General features: G+C 63.9%; 17 protein-coding genes. 9 read left to right on the top strand and 8 right to left on the bottom strand.

Annotation, left to right across the window (positions count from 1 at the left end):
* Together C7R54_RS23525 and C7R54_RS23520 are read left to right on the top strand one after the other, a co-directional pair.
* Positions 1 to 723: citrate/2-methylcitrate synthase (locus C7R54_RS23525; RefSeq protein WP_275669705.1), on the top strand; the 723-nt coding region annotated here is incomplete at its 5' end.
* 18 nt (positions 724 to 741) lie between these two features.
* Positions 742 to 2,193, top strand: a complete 1,452-nt coding sequence (locus tag C7R54_RS23520; protein WP_129153110.1) for a bifunctional 2-methylcitrate dehydratase/aconitate hydratase — start codon at positions 742 to 744, stop codon at positions 2,191 to 2,193.
* 74 nt (positions 2,194 to 2,267) lie between these two features.
* Here the strand turns inward: C7R54_RS23520 and C7R54_RS23515 are convergent, their stop codons facing one another.
* The 4 genes from C7R54_RS23515 to C7R54_RS23500 all read right to left on the bottom strand — a co-directional run bounded on the left by C7R54_RS23515 (position 2,268) and on the right by C7R54_RS23500 (position 7,187).
* The gene (locus tag C7R54_RS23515; protein ID WP_129153109.1) at positions 2,268 to 4,049 is read right to left on the bottom strand and encodes an IlvD/Edd family dehydratase; all 1,782 of its coding nucleotides are present in this window, start codon (positions 4,047 to 4,049) and stop codon (positions 2,268 to 2,270) included.
* Positions 4,050 to 4,155: 106 nt separating this feature from the next.
* Positions 4,156 to 5,175 (bottom strand): TRAP transporter substrate-binding protein, encoded by a 1,020-nt coding sequence (locus tag C7R54_RS23510; RefSeq protein ID WP_129153107.1) that lies wholly within the window; start codon positions 5,173 to 5,175, stop codon positions 4,156 to 4,158.
* A 65-nt stretch (positions 5,176 to 5,240) separates the two neighbouring features.
* On the bottom strand, positions 5,241 to 6,527 hold the full coding sequence (locus tag C7R54_RS23505) for a TRAP transporter large permease (protein WP_129153105.1): 1,287 nt from the start codon (positions 6,525 to 6,527) through the stop codon (positions 5,241 to 5,243).
* 117 nt (positions 6,528 to 6,644) lie between these two features.
* Positions 6,645 to 7,187, bottom strand: coding sequence for a TRAP transporter small permease (locus tag C7R54_RS23500; RefSeq protein ID WP_240039676.1), 543 nt, complete (start codon positions 7,185 to 7,187; stop codon positions 6,645 to 6,647).
* A 183-nt stretch (positions 7,188 to 7,370) separates the two neighbouring features.
* Between C7R54_RS23500 and gntR the strand changes: the two genes are divergently transcribed.
* On the top strand, positions 7,371 to 8,351 hold the full coding sequence (gene gntR / locus C7R54_RS23495) for an HTH-type transcriptional regulator GntR (RefSeq protein ID WP_240039675.1): 981 nt from the start codon (positions 7,371 to 7,373) through the stop codon (positions 8,349 to 8,351).
* A 28-nt stretch (positions 8,352 to 8,379) separates the two neighbouring features.
* On the opposite strand, the gene C7R54_RS23490 is transcribed toward gntR, so the two are convergent.
* Positions 8,380 to 9,312: a LysR family transcriptional regulator gene (locus C7R54_RS23490; RefSeq protein WP_129153102.1), complete on the bottom strand. Its 933-nt coding sequence runs from the start codon at positions 9,310 to 9,312 to the stop codon at positions 8,380 to 8,382.
* Between the two features lie 71 nt (positions 9,313 to 9,383).
* On the opposite strand from C7R54_RS23490, the gene C7R54_RS23485 reads away from it, so the two are divergent.
* The 5 genes from C7R54_RS23485 to C7R54_RS23460 all read left to right on the top strand — a co-directional run bounded on the left by C7R54_RS23485 (position 9,384) and on the right by C7R54_RS23460 (position 14,007).
* Positions 9,384 to 10,046, top strand: a complete 663-nt coding sequence (locus tag C7R54_RS23485; RefSeq protein WP_129153100.1) for an HAD family hydrolase — start codon at positions 9,384 to 9,386, stop codon at positions 10,044 to 10,046.
* Between the two features lie 21 nt (positions 10,047 to 10,067).
* Positions 10,068 to 11,072: a tripartite tricarboxylate transporter substrate-binding protein gene (locus tag C7R54_RS23480; protein ID WP_129153098.1), complete on the top strand. Its 1,005-nt coding sequence runs from the start codon at positions 10,068 to 10,070 to the stop codon at positions 11,070 to 11,072.
* 79 nt (positions 11,073 to 11,151) lie between these two features.
* A complete protein-coding gene (locus C7R54_RS23475) occupies positions 11,152 to 11,541 on the top strand; it encodes a RidA family protein (protein ID WP_129153096.1) in 390 nt (129 codons plus the stop codon).
* 521 nt (positions 11,542 to 12,062) lie between these two features.
* On the top strand, positions 12,063 to 12,581 hold the full coding sequence (locus tag C7R54_RS23470; protein ID WP_129153094.1) for a ferritin-like domain-containing protein: 519 nt from the start codon (positions 12,063 to 12,065) through the stop codon (positions 12,579 to 12,581).
* A gap of 946 nt (positions 12,582 to 13,527) precedes the next feature.
* Positions 13,528 to 14,007: a carboxymuconolactone decarboxylase family protein gene (locus C7R54_RS23460; protein WP_129153090.1), complete on the top strand. Its 480-nt coding sequence runs from the start codon at positions 13,528 to 13,530 to the stop codon at positions 14,005 to 14,007.
* Between the two features lie 249 nt (positions 14,008 to 14,256).
* On the opposite strand, the gene C7R54_RS23455 is transcribed toward C7R54_RS23460, so the two are convergent.
* Together C7R54_RS23455 and C7R54_RS23450 are read right to left on the bottom strand one after the other, a co-directional pair.
* A complete protein-coding gene (locus tag C7R54_RS23455) occupies positions 14,257 to 14,697 on the bottom strand; it encodes a cupin domain-containing protein (protein ID WP_129153089.1) in 441 nt (146 codons plus the stop codon).
* 170 nt (positions 14,698 to 14,867) lie between these two features.
* Positions 14,868 to 15,746, bottom strand: coding sequence for an RNA polymerase sigma-70 factor (locus C7R54_RS23450; protein ID WP_129153087.1), 879 nt, complete (start codon positions 15,744 to 15,746; stop codon positions 14,868 to 14,870).
* Between the two features lie 237 nt (positions 15,747 to 15,983).
* Between C7R54_RS23450 and C7R54_RS23445 the strand changes: the two genes are divergently transcribed.
* Positions 15,984 to 16,424, top strand: coding sequence for a cupin domain-containing protein (locus C7R54_RS23445; RefSeq protein ID WP_129153085.1), 441 nt, complete (start codon positions 15,984 to 15,986; stop codon positions 16,422 to 16,424).
* Between the two features lie 57 nt (positions 16,425 to 16,481).
* Here C7R54_RS23445 and C7R54_RS23440 read toward each other — a convergent pair whose 3' ends face one another.
* On the bottom strand, positions 16,482 to 17,381 hold the full coding sequence (locus C7R54_RS23440; protein WP_129153083.1) for a LysR family transcriptional regulator: 900 nt from the start codon (positions 17,379 to 17,381) through the stop codon (positions 16,482 to 16,484).
* Between the last annotated feature and the right edge of the window lie 10 nt (positions 17,382 to 17,391).

Here is a 17,391-nt window from a genome sequence, read left to right as displayed (position 1 = left end):
TGGTACCACTACAGCCACAACGGCCGCTCCATCGACGTGGAGACCGACGACGACAGCATCGGCGGGCACTTCCTGCACCTGCTGCATGGCAAGGAGCCGCCCGAGGAATGGGTCAAGGCGATGCACACCTCGCTGATCCTCTACGCGGAGCATGAGTTCAACGCGTCGACCTTCACCTGCCGCGTCGTGGCCGGCACGGGGTCGGACATGTACTCGGCCATCACCGGCGGCATCGGCGCGCTGCGCGGCCCCAAGCACGGCGGCGCCAACGAAGTGGCGTTCGAAGTGCAAAGCCGCTACGACAATCCGGACGAGGCCGAGGCCGACATCCGCCGCCGCGTCGAGAACAAGGAAGTGGTGATCGGCTTCGGCCATCCCGTGTACACGGTCTCCGACCCGCGCAACAAGGTCATCAAGGAGGTGGCGCGCAAGCTGTCCAGGCAGGCCGGCACCACCAAGCTGTACGACATCGCCGAACGCCTGGAAACCGTCATGGCGGACATCAAGAAGATGTTTCCGAACCTGGACTGGTTCTCGGCCGTCAGCTACAACATGATGGGCGTGCCCACCGCCATGTTCACGCCCCTGTTCGTCATCGCGCGCACGGCCGGCTGGTCGGCCCACATCATCGAGCAGCGCGTCGACAACAAGATCATTCGTCCGACCGCCAACTACACGGGTCCGGAAGACCAGAAGTTCGTGCCGATCGAGTCACGCAAATAAGCCCTCGGAAGAAAAAGCATGTCTACCGCTATATCGAATGTGCGTCCGCAACCCGACCAGGTTCTCGTCGACATCGTCGACTATGTGCTGGACTATGAAATCGCCAGCCCGCTGGCCTACGAAACCGCGCGCAATTGCCTGATCGACACGCTGGGCTGCGGACTGGAGGCACTGGAATATCCCGCCTGCCGCAAGCTCCTGGGCCCCATCGTCCCCGGCACCATCGTGCCCAACGGCGCCAAGGTGCCAGGCACCCAGTTCCAACTGGACCCCGTCCAGGCCGCCTTCAATATCGGCGCCATGATCCGCTGGCTGGACTTCAACGACACCTGGCTGGCCGCCGAATGGGGCCATCCGTCCGACAACCTGGGCGGCATCCTCGCCACCGCCGACTGGCTCTCGCGCAGTGCCGTGGCCGCCGGGAAGCCGCCGCTGACCATGCGGGACGTGCTGACCGGCATGATCAAGGCGCACGAGATCCAGGGCTGCATAGCGCTGGAGAACTCCTTCAACAAAGTGGGGCTGGATCACGTGGTGCTGGTGAAGGTCGCCTCCACGGCGGTCGTCGCGCAAATGCTGGGCCTGTCGCGCGAGGAAATCCTCAACGCCGTATCCCTGGCCTGGGTCGACGGGCAAAGCCTGCGCACCTATCGCCATGCGCCCAACACCGGCAGCCGCAAGAGCTGGGCGGCGGGCGACGCCACCAGCCGCGCCGTGCGCCTGGCGCTCATCGCCCGCACTGGCGAAATGGGCTATCCGTCGGTGCTGACGGCCAGGACCTGGGGCTTCTACGACGTGCTGTTCAAGGGCAAGCCCTTCGAATTCCAGCGCCCCTATGGCAGCTACGTAATGGAAAACGTGCTGTTCAAGATTTCCTTTCCGGCGGAGTTCCATTCGCAGACCGCGGTGGAGTGCGCGATGCGCATACACGATCTGCTGAAGCAGGCCGGCAAGAGCGCCGACGACATCGAGAAGATCACCATCCGCACCCACGAGGCGTGCATCCGCATCATCGACAAGAAAGGGCCGCTGAACAATCCGGCCGACCGCGACCACTGCATCCAGTACATGGTCGCCGTGCCCATCCTGTTCGGCCGGCTGACGGCCGCCGATTACGAGGACGACGTGGCCCGCGACCCTCGCATCGACGCGCTGCGCGATCGCATCGACTGCGTCGAGGACCCTGTCTTCACCCAGGATTATCACGACCCCGACAAGCGCTCGATCGCCAATGCGCTGACGGTGACGTTCAAGGACGGCAGCAAGCTGGATGAGGTGGTCTGCGAATATCCCATCGGCCACAAGCGCCGGCGCGCCGACGGCATTCCCCTGCTGGAAGCCAAGTTCCGGACCAATCTGGCGCGCCAGTTCCCCGCCCGGCAGCAGGACAAAATCCTTGATGTGTCACTGGATCAGGCCAGGCTGGAAGCGATGCCCGTGCATGAATACGTGGATCTTTATGTCATCTAGGCACAGAGTGGTGGTGCTGCAAGCGGCGCCCGGTACCGGCGCCGCCATTCAGCTGGATCTCCCTGGCATTGTGCCTAGTGCGAATGCCGCGGATCGCCTCGCTGTTCCACCACCTTCAGATAAAGCGTCGCGGGTTCCAGGCACATGCCGGTCGAGAGCTGCCCGGTAAGGCCGCGGAACAATTCCTGCCACGGCGTCTGCGGCGGTGGAATCTCGAACGTCGGTTCGCCTCGGCGCGCTTCGAGTTCGGCGGGCTCTACCGCCAGCGTAACGGTGCGTGCGGCCAGGTCCACGCGTATGCGGTCGCCCGTGCGCAACAAGGCCAATCCGCCGCCCACCGCAGCCTCGGGCGACATGTTCAAGATGGATGGGCTTGCCGACGTGCCGCTCTGGCGGCCGTCGCCCATGCAGGGCAAGGAGTCCACGCCCTGGCGGATCAGGCTGGCGGGCGGCGCCATGTTCACCACCTCCGCGCCACCGGGATAGCCGACAGGACCCGCGCCGCGTATCACCAGTATGCAGCGCTCGTCGATGGCGAGTTGTGGATCATCGATCCGTGCGTGATAGTCCTCGGGCCCATCGAAGACAATGGCGCGCGCCTCGAAGGAATTTTCATGGCCGGGCTCGGACAGATAGGCCTTGCGGAAATCCTCGCCCACGACCGACATTTTCATGATCGCGCTATCGAAGAAGTTGCCCGACAGGACGATGAAGCCGGCGCGCTCTTTCAGGGGCGCGTCGCAGGTACGGATCACGTCGCGGTCCGTGGTAACGGCCGGCCCGGCGATCTCGGCCACCGTCTTGCCCGATACGGTCAGGCAGTCTCCATGCAGTCTTCCCGCCGCCAGCAGCTCATGCTGGACAGCGGGCACGCCGCCGGCGCGGTGGAAGTTTTCGCCCAGGTATTCTCCCGCCGGCACGCAGTTGACCAGCAAGGGCACGTCTTCGCCACACCGTTGCCAATCGTCCAGCGACAGATCGACGCCCATGTGCCGCGCGATGGCGATAAGGTGGGGCGGGCAATTCGTGGACGCGCCCAGGGCGGACGCCACGACAATGGCGTTCTCGAACGCCTTTTTCGTCATGATGCGCGACGGACGCAGGTCCTCGCGCACCATTTCCACGATGCGCAGACCCGTGGCATACGCCATCTGGCCGCGCTCGCGGTATGGCGCGGGAATGCTGGCGCAGGTGGGCAGCGACATGCCCAGGGCCTCCGCCAGCGAATTCATCGAAAGCGCCGTGCCCATCGTGTTGCAATGCCCCACCGAGGGCGACGACGCGGTTGCCAGCGTCATGAACCCTTCGTAGTCGATCTTGCCGGCCGCCATCAGGTTGCGGGCGTGCCAGATGACCGTACCTGACCCGACACGCTTGCCTTCGTGCCAACCGTCCAGCATGGGGCCGCCGGACAGCACGATGGCCGGGATGTCCACCGTGGCCGCCGCCATCAGGCAGGCCGGCGTCGTTTTGTCGCAACCCGTGGTCAGCACCACGCCGTCGATGGGATAGCCATGGAGAATCTCCACCAGCCCCAGGTAGGCCAGGTTGCGGTCGAGCGCGGCGGTGGGGCGCCGGCCCTGCTCGGCCAGGGGATGTACCGGGAATTCCATGGGGATGCCGCCGGCATCCCGTATGGCCGCTTTCGTACGCTGCGACAATTCCAGATGGTGCCGGTTGCACGGCGCCAGGTCGCTGCCGGTCTGCGCAATGCCGATAATGGGGCGGCCGGACTGCAGCTCGGCGCGCGTCAAGCCATAGTTCAGATAACGTTCGACATAGATGGCGGTCATGTCGGCGTGTGTAGGGTCATCGAACCATTTCTGGCTACGCAAACGTCTTGCTGTGTCGGACACTGTGGATCTCCTGCTTTGCTTCGGCGCTTTCCCGCCTGGTGACCCGGGGCGCCAGCCCCGGGTCCCGGCGTTTCGACATAAGGCTCAGGCTGAGCGATACAACAATTCAGCCCTTGCGTGCCTTGTTGATTTCTTCCTGCAACTGCTTGACCAGGTCCGGGCCCAGTTCCTGGGTGTATTTGTCCACCACGGGCTGCGACTTCTCGCGCAAGCGCTGCATTTCTTCCGGCGACACCACATTGATCTTCATTCCGGACTCTTTCAGCACACCCATTGCCTTGGCGGAATCGGCGCGGCTGTCCTTGCGCTCGAAGTCACGCGACGACGCGGCGGCCTGGCGGATCAATTTCTGCTCGTCGGGCGACAAGGTGTTCCACCACTTCTTCGATGCCATCAGGACCCACGGCGTATAGACGTGTCGCGTCATGCTCAGGTAGGGCTGCACTTCATAGAATTTGCTGCTCTGGATGGTAGTGACGGGGTTTTCCTGACCGTCCACGGTGTGCGTCTCCAGCGCGGTGAACAACTCCGAGAATGGCATGGGCACTGCATTGGCGCCGAGGGCGCCGAACACGCCCAGCGCTATCTTGTTTTGCATGACCCGCAGCTTGATGCCGTCCAGGTCCTCCGCCTTCACGATCGGACGCTTGGAGTTCGTCACGTTGCGGAAACCGTTTTCCCAATACACCAGGCCGACCAGGCCCTTGTCATCCAGCATCTTCAGCAACTTCTCGCCGAAGGGGCCGTCGAGCACCGCGTCCGCTTCCTTATCGTCATTGAACAGGAACGGCAGGTCGTAAACGCCGAATTCCTTCACCATGGTGGCCAATGGCGCCGTGGATCCGACCATCATCTCTTGCGCGCCGCCCACCAGCGCGGCCTGCATCTGCTCGTCGGATCCCAGGTTGGCCGATCCATAGGTGCGCATTTTCAGCTTGCCGCCGCTGATCTTGCCCAGCTCCTCGGCCAGGTAGCGCGCCGCGCGGCCTTGCACGCTGTCATCGTTCAGGCCGTAGCCGAAGCGAATGATGCGGGTTTTTACTTCCTGGGCATGGGCCAGGCCGGCCACGCTGCAGGCCGATATCGCCGCCAGCGCGACGATCAGTTTTTTCGTGCGAGTGAACATGTGAGTCTCCTCAGGGTTTTTACCTTGGTGGTTATCGCGCTACGGGTTGCTGCAATACGGATGAACTAGTGGATCCACTTCGCGGGAACGGTAATCAGCTCGGGGAAAATGACCATCACCACGAGCAGCAGGGTGTAGGCGACGACATAGCGCCAGGCGCCCCGGATGATGGTTTCCATGCGAATTCGCGCCACGCTGGCGACGACGTTCAATACCGTGCCGACCGGCGGGGTGAGCAATCCCACGCAGCCGACCATGACGAACATGACGCCGAAATACACCGGATCGATCCCGGCTTTCGTGATCACCGGCGTCAGGACCGGCGCCAGGATGAGGATGGTCGGCGTAAGGTCCATCGCGGTCCCCACGAGGGTGAGGACGATCAGCAGCGCGAACATCAGCCACTTCGGATGGTCGAGAAATGGGCCCAGCAAGGCGACCAGGTCTTGCGGCATGTCCGCCAAGGTGATCATGTACGAGGAGACCATGGCGGCCGCGACCAGGAACATGACGATGGCGGTGGTGTTCGCCGCGCGCAAGAAGAGCGGGCCCAGGTCCTTGAAGCTGATTTCCCGATAGACGAACAGGCTGATCAACAGCGCGTACACGGCCGCCACCACCGCCGCTTCGGTGGGCGTAAAGATGCCGCCGCGCAAGCCGCCGATGATGATGACAGGCAGGAACAGCGCCCAGATGGATTCGCGCAGCGCCCGCAAGCGAGCCGACCACGGCTGCCTGGGTGTCGGCGCGACGCTTGCACCGCCGCTGCGCCGCGAGGTCCACGCCCACACGGCGATCAACGTAAGCGCCATGAGCAATCCGGGTGCGATGCCAGCGAAGAAAAGCTTGGTGATCGATACGTTGGTCGCCACGCCATAGATGATGAAGGAGATGGACGGCGGGATGATGGGCGCGATGATGCCGCCCGCGGCGATCAGGCCGGCCGAGTCGCCGGCCTCGTAGCCCTTCTCGCGCAACATCGGTATCAGCAGCGAACCCAGCGCGGCGGCGTCGGCCACGGCCGAACCGGAGAGCGCGGCCAGCAAGACGCTGGCGAAGATCGCCACGTAGCCCAAGCCGCCCCGGATATGGCCCACGAACATCGACGCAAGGTTGACGATGCGGCGCGAGATTCCCCCTTCATTCATCAACTCGCCGGCGAGCATGAACAGCGGAACGGCCATCAGCGTGAAACTGTTGGCGCCGGACAGCATGTTCTGCGCGATGATCTGGGGATCGACGAAATCGAGCTGGAACATCATCGGCACCGCGCTGATGACCAGGGCGAATGCGATCGGCATGCCCAAGGCGAGCAGGCCAAGCAGGACTATCAGGAAGACGGAAAGGATCATGGCGTCCGGGGGGGATGACTGCCGTAAGGCTGCTTATGGAAGCTGCTTATGGTTGCCCATACGCAGGATTGCGGCACTGCCGCGCACGGAAAGAGAAAGCCGCTCCTGGGCCTGGGATCAACTGAGCGGGTCGGTGGCGCTGGCATCCAGCGGCGGTTCGGCGCCGCCCAGCGTCAAGACGATGTCGGCCAGCGTCAGCAGGGCCATGGCAAGCGCCGCGTACAGGCAAGCCAGGTCGAAGAGCCCCGCCGGCAGCCCGGTCACGGGAAGCTGCGTGCCCATGCCGATTTGCGTCTGCGCCCAACCACCCTTTATCCACATGCATAGCACCGCCAGGATCAGTACCTGGCAGAACAGATGGGAGATACGGCGGGCGGCCGGGCCGAAACGCTCGACCAGCATGGTCACACCCATGTGGGTGTGCGTTCGCACCGCCAGTACGGACCCGATAAAGATCAGCCACACGAAGGCCAGCCGCGACACTTCGTCGGAAATGTTGATGCCTGAATTGAACAGGTAGCGCAACGCGACGTTGCCGAACAGCAGCACGACCATGGTGACCAGGCACGCCACCATCAGCCAGCTCTGGATGCGGAAAACCAGGGCGAGCGCGCGGGTGTAGGCGTGCGGCGCTGGGTCCGGCGGAGGAAAGGTTTGCATCGTTGTCTCCCTGCGTTTTTGGCTTTTCTCGACGCGGGACGGATGGTAGCGCTACCATGTGGGTTTTGCCAACCCCTGCTCGGGTTTGTCCCAACATTGGCTTTGGGTCACACTTGCAGCTTTTGCCTCTGCTCACCCATGACGGTACGAAGGTCCAGGAGCTCCCACCGCAACGGCGTCACCATGGCCGACGTCGCTCGCGCCGCCGGCGTTGCGCCCATCACCGTGTCGCGTGCGTTGAGCACGCCCGACAAGGTGCAGGCGGAGGTGCGCGCCCGTATCCAGGATGCCTGCGACCGCCTGGGCTATGTCCCCAACCATGCCGCGAGCGCGTTGGCTTCGGCGCGCTCACGCACCATTGTGGTGCTGATCCCGTCCCTGACCAATGTGGTGTTCGTGGACATCGTGGTGGGCATAAAAGAGATCCTGGATGCCCATGCCTATCACATGCATATCGGGCTGACCGGTTATTCGGCGGAAGCGGAAGAAGCGCTGTTGCGCACCTATCTGCAACACTCCCCTGACGGGTTGATCCTGACCGGCATCGACCACCTGCCGGCCACCTGGAAGCTGCTGGAATCGCTGAAGATACCCACGGTCCATACCATCGAGACCCTTTCCGGCGACTCGGGAATGAGCGTAGGTTTTTCGCAGTTCGACTCGGGTTATGCGGCGGGTCGCCATCTGGTGGACCGGGGCTACCGCCATATCGGCATTATCGGCGCGCAGTTGGACCCGCGTTCCCTGCGCCGGTGCGAGGGATGCCGGCAGGCCTTGCGCGACGCCGGTATGTACGAGCCGGAACTGGAGATCATGACGCCGACCAGGTCCTCGCTAAGCCTGGGCGCCGATTTGCTCGAAGCCATGCTGCGCGATCACCCTGAATGCGACGGGCTGTTCTTTTGCAACGACGACCTTGCCCAAGGCGCGGTATTTCAATGCGGACGCATGGGCATCGACGTGCCCGCGCGCATGGGCCTGGTGGGATTCCATGACTTGAGCGGCGCCGCATGGACAACGCCGCCCCTGTCCACGATCGCCACGCCCCGCTACGAAATCGGCCGCTCGGCAGGCACGCTGCTCTTGAACGAACTGGAGGGGAGGGAAAATCCGCAGCGCCACCTGGACCTGGGCTTTCGACTCGTACAACGGGAAACCACCTGAGCCGAAGGTTCGAAGTCCGCGCGCGCGGTCACGCAGTAGCGCGATGGCGGGCCTGGTCGCCTATCTTTTTCTCCAGGAATTCCACCAATGCCTGTAGCCGCGCGCTGCGGCCTTTGCGCGTGGGAACGAGCAGCATGATATGGGCATTGCCGAAGTGCCACTCCGGCAGCACGCGGACCAGCTTGCCTTGCGCGATCGCCTCGGCGGCATCCCATTCCGATCGCAATACCAGGCCGAGGCCGGCTTCGGCCCAGTCGCGCGCCACCGCGCCATCGTTGGTCGAATAGGCCGGAGAAATCCGCACGGTCTCCTGTCCCGTGCCGCCATCCGCGCCGGCGCCCGTGCCAGGGCGCACGCGCCATAGCGTCACGTCTTCGTTATTTTCCCGGATGCAGATACAGGCGTGTTTCACCAGGTCCTTGGGCGTGCCCGGCGTCCCGTGGCTCCGAAGATATTTCGGACTGGCGCAAAGCCACCGGGCATTGGTCGCCAGCGTGCGCGCCACCCAGGTCGAGTCGCGGACCGCGCCTATATGGATGATGGCGTCTGCCTCATGCCGGTCCGGCCACGGTGTCTCGTACAGGTCGAGTTGCAGCTGCAGGCCGGGATGCGTACGGGCGAACTCCGCCATCAGCGGTGCAATATGGCGGCGGCCATAACCGAAAGGGGCGGCGAGACGCAGCAAGCCGGTGAGTTGCCCCGCATCCCGTTGCAGCGACTCGCACAGGGAATTCAATTGGGCAAGAAGCTGGCTTGCATCGCGGGCGAAGCGCTCGCCCTCGGCCGTGAGGTTCAACCGGCGGGCGCTTCGGGTCGCCAACGTCAAGCCGAGGGTCGCCTCCAGCTTGCGCAACCGGATCGACAGCGCGGAAGGCGTCACACCAAGCGCGCGCGCCGCGGCGCTAAGGGATTCCTCCTGGAGGAGCGTCGCCGCGAGCTGTAAATCGTCGATCTGGACCATTAAATTCAATTTAACGATTGATGTCGAATGATTAAAACACAGCCCCGTGCCAGGCAGGTAGAGTGCGCGACATGAACTCGACATCTACTTCCACTCCCTCATATCCGCAAGCGGTGCTGTTTGACCTGTTGACCGCCTTGCTGGACTCCTGGACCATCTGGAACGCCGCCGCGGGCTCGGAGACACAGGGCCGGACCTGGCGTGCCCGCTACCTGCAACTCACCTATGGTTGTGGCGCATACGTGCCCTATGAAGAACTGGTGCGTAGAGCGGCAAGCGATACCGGCCTGCCCGCATCCGCGGCAGTCGCACTGGAAACGCAGTGGGACACGCTGCCTCCGTGGGACGGCGCCCGCGAGCTGTTGCAGGCCTTGCGCCCGCATTGCAAGCTGGCCGTGGTCACCAATTGCTCCCGCGCGCTCGGCGAGCGCGCCGCGGCCCTGCTGGGTGTCGAATGGGACGTCGTCGTTACGTCCGAAGAGGCTGGCTTCTATAAACCCCACCCCCGTCCGTATCGCCTGGCGCTCGAACGTCTGGGCGTCGACGCGCAAGAAGCCGCCTTCGTCGCGGGATCCGGCTACGACATGTTCGGCACGTCGGCGGTCGGCCTGCGCACGTTCTGGCACAACCGGGTTGGCCTGGCCTTGCCCACGGGGGCGCCGGAGCCAGACCTGCAAGCGCCCACGCTGGCGCCCGCCTTGCCCTGGCTTCAATCCTTCCACGCCGTACGCTGACGCGCTTATTCAGGACTAACCATGTTCCCTGCTCACCGCCGTCCCTCGTTCCTCCTGGGCAGCCTGCTGGCCGCCGCCTCCTTGCTGGGAGCCTCCATGCCGGCCCACGCCCAGGATGCCGGATTTCCCAGCCGCGCCATCACCCTGATCGTTCCGTTTCCGCCAGGCGGACCCAGCGACGCCCTGGCGCGCGGATTCGCCCAGCAGATGGGCAAGAACCTGGGCCAGGCCGTGGTCGTGGAGAATCTGGCCGGCGCGGGAGGCACGATAGGCTTGGCACGGGTGGTCCGATCCGCGCCCGACGGCTACACCTTGGGATTCGGCACGATAGGGACGCATGTCGCCAATGTCGCGTTGTACAAGAAGCTGCCCTACGATCCCGTGGCGGATTTCCAGCCCGTCGGGCTCGCCGGCTCGGCGCCCATGATGCTGCTCGGCCGCTCCACCCTTCCAGCCAAGGACCTGCCGTCCTTTATCGCATGGTTGAACGCGAACAAGGACAAGGCTTCCTATGGCAGCGCCGGCGTGGGCTCCATATCGCATTATGGATGCGTACTGCTGCTGGCATCGCTCAAGGTCAATGTCACGCATGTCCCGTATAAGGGCGTGGCGCCGGCAATGAACGATTTGATGGGTGGGCAGACGGATTTCATGTGCGACCAGACGACCACCGCGCTGCCGCAGGTCGCGGGTGGAAAAATCCGGGCGTTGGCGGTCCTGTCCAACGCGCGTCTGAAGCAGCTCCCCGATGTCGGTACGGCCAGCGAAGCGGGATATGCGCTCAACGTACAATCCTGGAATGCCATCTTCGCGCCCAAGGGAACCCCGGCGCGGGTCATGGCACGGTTGACGGACGCCCTGACCGCCGCCGCCGCGGACCCGGAGTTTCGGAAGCAGATGGCGGCCGTCGGCGTGGACTTGCCCACGGGAAGCGCGGCCGCGCCCGAAGCGGTGACAGGCCTTATCGCCAAGGGGCTGCGCGACGATGTCCCGGCGCTGAAAACGAAATTCGAGGCGCAGGACTGAACCTGCATGATGCGTACACTGAAGACTGTCGCGGCCCAGGAAGTTCCTGGCCGCCCGGTGCAATCCTGGAGTCGACGCCATGGCGAATGACCGCTTGCTTACCCCGTCTGTAGAAGCGAATGCGCCTCCTGGTGGACATTACAGCCATGTGGTCGTCGCTAACGGCTTTGCATTCGTTTCCGGGCAGTTGCCCATCACGGCGGATGGGCGTCGACTGACCGATGCGCCGTTCGAGCAACAGGCGCGCCAGGCATTGGCAAATGTCGCCGCCGCACTGCAGGCCGGTGGAACGGGCATCGAGAAGCTGGTGCAGGTCCGGGTGTACATCGAGTCCATGGAGCACTGGCCCTTGTTCAACTCCATCTATGCGGAATGGGTGGGGACGTCCAGGCCTGCCCGCGCCGTCGTTCCCACCGGGCCGCTGCATTTCGGCCTGAAGGTGGAAGTCGAAGCTGTGGCGATCGTTTGAGATTTCTTCCAGGCAAGGACGTAGCGACCATGCTCGTGGACCAGCGATGACCTTCAGGGCGCAGCCGCGCTTGCCAGAGATCGACATAGACCACCGACCAGGTAACCCGCCTTATCTTGGTGGCGGATAATTTCGGATAATCCTGGAACCTTGGCCTGCACTTACGGACCGGGACCATCCTGACGATTTGACCGCAGAGCGAAATCGCAGCCCCTCGCGAGCGTCCCCAGACCTTCATCGCTCAAAAATCAGACTGGTCCTATCTTCGCCCAACGTGCTTCAGCGCTACTTGCGCAAGCTATGCCCGTGCATAGCCGGGCGCCTGTCCTGTACCTGCGTCCGAATTTTTCAAAAAGCCAGCGCATTCATGAGCGTATCTTACGCACCGGTGTATATCGGCATAAGGCATGTGAGCTTGGCGTGTGTCGGCGGAACGCTCCTCTTGGGCGGGAATGATATGTGCCATGGTGGTCCCTGCCACGCCGCGACCGCGGCGGGTGCACCCCCACCGGGAGACCGCAATGGAAGAGAGAGAAATCGCCGAGTCGCATTTCATGGACTGGCTGCGTGACGCGCACGCAATGGAGGAGCAGGCCGAGACCATGTTGAAGGCGCAGGCCGGCCGCCTCGAAAACTATCCGGACTTGAAGCGCCGTATCGAGGAGCATCTCGAGGAAACCCGGAACCAGAAGCGTCTGGTCGCGGAATGCATCGAGCGGCGTGGCGGCGACACGTCATCGTTCAAGGATGTGGCCGGCAAGGCCATGGCTGGTGCCCAAGGTATGGCGGGCATGTTCGCCAGCGACGAAGTGGTGAAGGGCGGAATGATGAGCTATGCCTTCGAACACTTCGAGATTGCCGCATACCGCAACCTTATCGAGGCAGCGCGCACGCTGGGCGACCATGAGACGATGGCCGTCCTCGAAAGGATCTTGCCGGAGGAGCAGGCGATGGCGGACTGGCTGGAACACAATATGGCGGGCGTTGTGCGCCGGTTCCTGCAACTCGCCGCACAACCCGATGCGAAGGCCAAGGTATAGGAGGTAGGGAATATGTCGCGCCCTGTCATGCCCCACGTCGAGAACGAAAGCTCCCGGCATAGCGCCCAACCGCAGGAAACCCAACCCCCTGGCCAACCGAATCCCGACAAGGCGACGAATTCGGGCTATCCGGCGGGGGGCGATTTGAGACCGGAGAACAAGGACGAATACGGTCGCGGCCCCGAGGCGCGGCGCCAGGCTGGCCTGCCGCCACTCGAAGGCGACCGTGATGAGCAGCCTGGGGCAGCCACGGAGGGCCCGGACGGTGCGCGGTAACAGCCGTCCTAAAACCAGCCCAGCAATTTGACCATCAGGCCTGCCAATCCCACGGCTGCTGTAAGGATGGTGCCGAATAGCAGGCGAAAGTCGGCGCGGACTTCCGTGCGGAGTCCGCGAACTTCCGTCCTCAGATCAGACAGATCGCGCTGGATATGTTCTGTGGTTGCTTCGAGCTTAGCGAGACGGACTTCCGTACCACGGCCATCGCCGCTGGAGCGGCGGCGTGTGCGCGTATTCGGGTGGCCTCGACCGAGGCTGGCGCGAAGTATGTATGTTCCCAAGATCGATCTCTGCTCAAAATAGGAAGGCCCATGACTACCTTCCGGTGCACCGCATCATAGCTCCGCCAGGAAGCTCCTGATACGTCCCATTCGAAAATCAGACGGGTCCTACGCCTACACGGCACTCCACGCCCAGTGTTGACCGCATCGTCCCGTGCTTCCCGTTGGTCGCGCCTTTCGGGAGGCTTCTTGTAGGGTCTCCGGGCAGGGCGCCGCGACGCGGCCAAGGGAGGGCGCCGCCATTGTTGCACTGAAGGCAACACCACGGTCCTCTCGCCATGCCTTCCGCTGCCTGCGCCGCGCGCCTACGATCTGGACGTTGTTCAAGCATGCGTAGCACGCCGGCAGGGCAATGCCGGGTACGCCCTTTCATCGGAGGAATGATCATGAGTCAACGTCTGAACGCGTTCGCGCAATCGCCCGAACTTTTCAAGAAATTCATCGAATTTGGCCTGCTCGTCAAATCGGGCGCGATCGAGAAATCGATCCTGACCCTGATCGAGATCAGGGCATCGCAGATCAACGGCTGCGCATTCTGCCTGGACATGCATGTGAAAGAGGCCAAGATCCACGGCGAGCGCGAATTGCGCCTTCATCATGTGGCGATCTGGCGTGAATCGAACGAGTTCTCCCCTCGCGAACGCGCCTGCCTGGCCTGGACGGAGGCGCTTACGACGCTGGGTGCGCACGGCGTGCCGGACGAGGTGTATGAGCGCGTGCGCTCGCAACTGTCCGAAAAGGAACTCTCGGACCTCACCTTCGCGGTGATGGCGATCAACGGCTGGAACCGCTTGAACGTGGGCTTCCAGACCGTGCCGGGTTCGGCCGACAAGGCCTATGGGCTGGACAAGGCCAAGTTCAACTAAGGCCAGGTTCAACCAAGGCCAGGTTCAACCAAGGCCAGGTTCAACCGAGGCCAAGCTTAACCACGGACCGGTTCAACCAAGGGCGAGCCGCGGCTCCGGTCCGTGATGTAGTCGATGAATACCCGCATGCGCCGGCAAGTGCCGGCGATTGGGATAACACAGGTAATGCCTTTGATCGTCGGACGCGTATTGCGGCAGGCAGGTCGCCAACCTACCGTCGCGCTGAGCGCGATCGACGACTGCATTCCTCTATTCAGCAGGAATCAACGCCGGCACGCCCTGTTTCTTGACCAGGACGACGACGAACCGGGCCGGCTTCGTGGCGCTGGCGTTGCGGCCCACGGTGTGGACGTCGTTCGGCCCTTCGTAGAAAGTCTGACCGGCCGCCAGCGTGACCTCCTTGCCGCCTCGTACCTGCATGACGATGCTGCCTTCCAGCACATATACGAATGCGCTGGCCTCGTGCCGGTGCACGGGATCGGCGGCGCCGGGGGGATAGTCGACGAGCAGCATCGTGCCCTCCTTGCCGGGCATGTCCGGCAGCGACCTGGTCATGAGCTCGGTGACGACGGGTTGGGCGGCGGCGGACGGTGTGACGTGATGGGGCGGAGCGGCGCTGACCGGCGAGTCAAGCGCCAGAAGGGCGCCTGCCGCCATCAGGGACAAGCCGAATTTCATGGTCTTGGACATGATCTGTTCCGGGTAGTGGAGGGCAGGCCCATCGTAGGCGCGCGAATGCCGTGCCGGTAGATCCTCCGGAAGGATCACCATGTTGACTGCCGCTCACCAAAGCCCCCAACCAAGGGCCTCGCCGAGGGCCCCACCAAAGGCCTCACCAAAGGCGGCAGGAAATGCGCGCGTCAGCCTCGCGCGAACGCGTCGGCGATGCGTGCCAGCTTGTCGGGATTGCGCTGTACGAGCACCCGGGTCAGCCGCTCGCCATCGCTCTCGTAGGATTGAACGGATTCCAGCTCGCCGTTGATGAAGCGCAACAAGGTCCATTGTCCATTGACCTGTGTCACCTCGACGCGCAGCGCATCGCGGTAGCGTCGCGCGCCGGCATAGAACAGCTGGGCCAGGCGCTTGCCGCCGACCAGGCGGGCGAAACTGGCGACCTTGCCGCCGCCATCGCCAATCAGTTCGGCGTCGTCGCTCAGCAAGGCATGCAGGCCATGGAAATCGCTGCGCTGCATCGCCGCGGCGAAGGTCTCCAGCAGGCGTTGCAGCGTGGCGCGCGGCACGGACCGGCGCGGCGCGCCCTGGCGCAACTGCTGTCTGGCGCGGCTGACGAGTTGCCGCGCGGCGGCCTGGCTCTTATCCAGCGTCTTCGCGATGTCCTCGTAGTCGGCCTCGAACACTTCCCGCATCAGGAACGCAGCACGGGCATCGGGTGACAGGCGCTCCAGCATGAACAGAAACGCCACCGACACATCGTCGGCGAGCTCATGGAGTTGTTCCGGCGTGGCGGGCGCGGCCATCAGCATGGGCTCGGGCAGCCAGACGCCCGTGTAGTTCTCGCGTTCGGCCTTGGCCACGCGCAAGCGGTCGATGGCCAGCCGGGTGGTGACGCGCACCAGCCAGGCTTCGGCGTTCTCCACCGCGGCGCGGTCCGTGACATGCCAGCGCAACCATGCTTCCTGCACGACATCTTCGGCGTCCGCCACGGTGCCCAGCATGCGATAGGCAATGCCATGGAGGCGAGGGCGGTGGCGATCGAACAGGAGTAAGGAGTCGGTCATGAGGGGGAAGGGCCGGCGCCTGGAAAGAGGGGCGGGAAGCTGGGTATTTTGCCGCACCCGCATGCCGGGCGGCAACAATGCCAGCGTGGCCGTATTGGTGCCGCCGATGGCGACGCCTACCCTTGGGTGAGGGTCATCCGCGATGACTGATCCGTAGGCCGTGACGCGCTATGCTAGGGCCCGCCCCGCGGCCGTCACGACGGGGCGGAATGCCCCAGGGGCAAGGAGAATATCGACATGGAAGCGAGCGAGATCATCGAAACGCTGGGCATGCAGCGCCATCCGGAAGGCGGCTGGTATGTCGAGACCTTTCGTGATGCGTCGGGGGGAGCGCGCGCCCAAGGGGAAGCTCGCGCCCATTCTACGGCGATCTACTACCTGCTGGAGGCCGCCGACAGTTCCCACTGGCACCGCGTCCGCGATGCGGCGGAAGTCTGGCACTTCTATGCGGGCGACCCCTTGCTTCTCAGCCTTTCCGACGGGAATACGGTGGAGGAAATCACGCTGGGCACGGATCTCGCGCATGGCCAGCGACCCCAGGCCGTGGTGCCGGCAAACGTCTGGCAGGCAGCGCGACCGCTGGGCCGCTATACCTTGGTGGGTTGCACCGTCGCGCCCGGATTCGAATTCGCCAGCTTCGAGATGGCTGCCCCCGGTTGGCGCCCCGGCGCTGCCTGACATGTCCGGCGTGTCGTGGGCCTTGCGGGTCCAGGGCGTGTGGCTACGGGCGGTGTCCTAGCGGACGTCCCGATGCGCCAGCGCCAGTTCCACGAACGCGCGCAGATAATCGATCTGGACATCCGCTTCCCGCACGCCCAGGAAAATCTGCTTGGCAATACCGTGCTCGCCCAGCCGCACGGGCACCACGTCGAACTTGTCGGCGTACTCCTCGACCAGCCATCGCGGTAGCGCGGCGACACCGCGTCCGCTGGCCACCATCTGCATCATGATGTCGGTCGTCTCGATCGGCTTGTGGCGCCGGGGCGTAATGCCGGCGGGCATCAGGAACTGCGTGTAGATATCGAGCCGGTCGATCGCGACGGGGTAGGTGATCAGGGTCTCGTTCGCCAGCGCTGGCGGCGCGATGTATTTTTTCTTGCGTAGCGGATGCCCTGGCCCGACCACCAGCACCTGTTCGTAGTCGAACACCGGCTCGAACACCAGTCCCGGTTTGTAGAGCGGGTCGGGAGTCACCAGCATGTCGATCTCGTAGCCAAACAAGGCGCCGATGCCGCCGAACTGGAACTTCTGCTTCACGTCGACATCGACCGCGGGCCACGCGGCGAGATAGGGCGAAACGATCTTGAGCAGCCATTGGTAGCAGGGATGGCACTCCATGCCGATGCGCAAGGCGCCGCGCGCGCCCTGCGCGAATTGCTTGATGTGTTCCTCGGCATGGTCCAGTTGAGGCAGCAAGCGGTTGGCGACGGCCAATAGATATTCACCGGCCTGGGTGGGCCGCAAGCTTCGGCCCTCGCGGTGCCAGATCGCCGTGCCCAGCTGGTCTTCCAGTTTGCGCACGGTGTGGCTCAGGGCCGATTGCGTCAAATGCAAATGGTCGGCGGCCGCCGTCAGCGAACCATATTGGTCCACGGCGCGAATGATAGCCAGATGGATGCGTTCGAGTGCGGCCATGCATGAAGGA

The organism is Achromobacter aloeverae (genome assembly GCF_004121055.1).
In the GTDB taxonomy this organism is placed as follows: domain Bacteria; phylum Pseudomonadota; class Gammaproteobacteria; order Burkholderiales; family Burkholderiaceae_B; genus Bordetella_C; species Bordetella_C aloeverae.
The sequence above is the reverse complement of the archived record's forward strand: the minus strand, read 5'-3'. Positions and strand labels throughout refer to the sequence as shown.

Excerpts from the sequence above, each read along its gene's own strand:
- C7R54_RS23455 (WP_129153089.1), bottom strand. The coding sequence starts at position 14,697 with ATGTCCAAGACCATGAAATTCGGCTTGTCCCTGATGGCGGCAGGCGCC.
- C7R54_RS23485 (WP_129153100.1), top strand. The coding sequence starts at position 9,384 with ATGAACTCGACATCTACTTCCACTCCCTCATATCCGCAAGCGGTGCTG.
- C7R54_RS23470 (WP_129153094.1), top strand. The coding sequence starts at position 12,063 with ATGGAAGAGAGAGAAATCGCCGAGTCGCATTTCATGGACTGGCTGCGT.
- C7R54_RS23510 (WP_129153107.1), bottom strand. The coding sequence starts at position 5,175 with ATGTTCACTCGCACGAAAAAACTGATCGTCGCGCTGGCGGCGATATCG.
- gntR (WP_240039675.1), top strand. The coding sequence starts at position 7,371 with ATGGCCGACGTCGCTCGCGCCGCCGGCGTTGCGCCCATCACCGTGTCG.
- C7R54_RS23440 (WP_129153083.1), bottom strand. The coding sequence starts at position 17,381 with ATGGCCGCACTCGAACGCATCCATCTGGCTATCATTCGCGCCGTGGAC.
- C7R54_RS23480 (WP_129153098.1), top strand. The coding sequence starts at position 10,068 with ATGTTCCCTGCTCACCGCCGTCCCTCGTTCCTCCTGGGCAGCCTGCTG.
- C7R54_RS23505 (WP_129153105.1), bottom strand. The coding sequence starts at position 6,527 with ATGATCCTTTCCGTCTTCCTGATAGTCCTGCTTGGCCTGCTCGCCTTG.
- C7R54_RS23475 (WP_129153096.1), top strand. The coding sequence starts at position 11,152 with ATGGCGAATGACCGCTTGCTTACCCCGTCTGTAGAAGCGAATGCGCCT.
- C7R54_RS23520 (WP_129153110.1), top strand. The coding sequence starts at position 742 with ATGTCTACCGCTATATCGAATGTGCGTCCGCAACCCGACCAGGTTCTC.
- C7R54_RS23450 (WP_129153087.1), bottom strand. The coding sequence starts at position 15,746 with ATGACCGACTCCTTACTCCTGTTCGATCGCCACCGCCCTCGCCTCCAT.
- C7R54_RS23445 (WP_129153085.1), top strand. The coding sequence starts at position 15,984 with ATGGAAGCGAGCGAGATCATCGAAACGCTGGGCATGCAGCGCCATCCG.
- C7R54_RS23500 (WP_240039676.1), bottom strand. The coding sequence starts at position 7,187 with ATGCAAACCTTTCCTCCGCCGGACCCAGCGCCGCACGCCTACACCCGC.
- C7R54_RS23490 (WP_129153102.1), bottom strand. The coding sequence starts at position 9,312 with ATGGTCCAGATCGACGATTTACAGCTCGCGGCGACGCTCCTCCAGGAG.
- C7R54_RS23460 (WP_129153090.1), top strand. The coding sequence starts at position 13,528 with ATGAGTCAACGTCTGAACGCGTTCGCGCAATCGCCCGAACTTTTCAAG.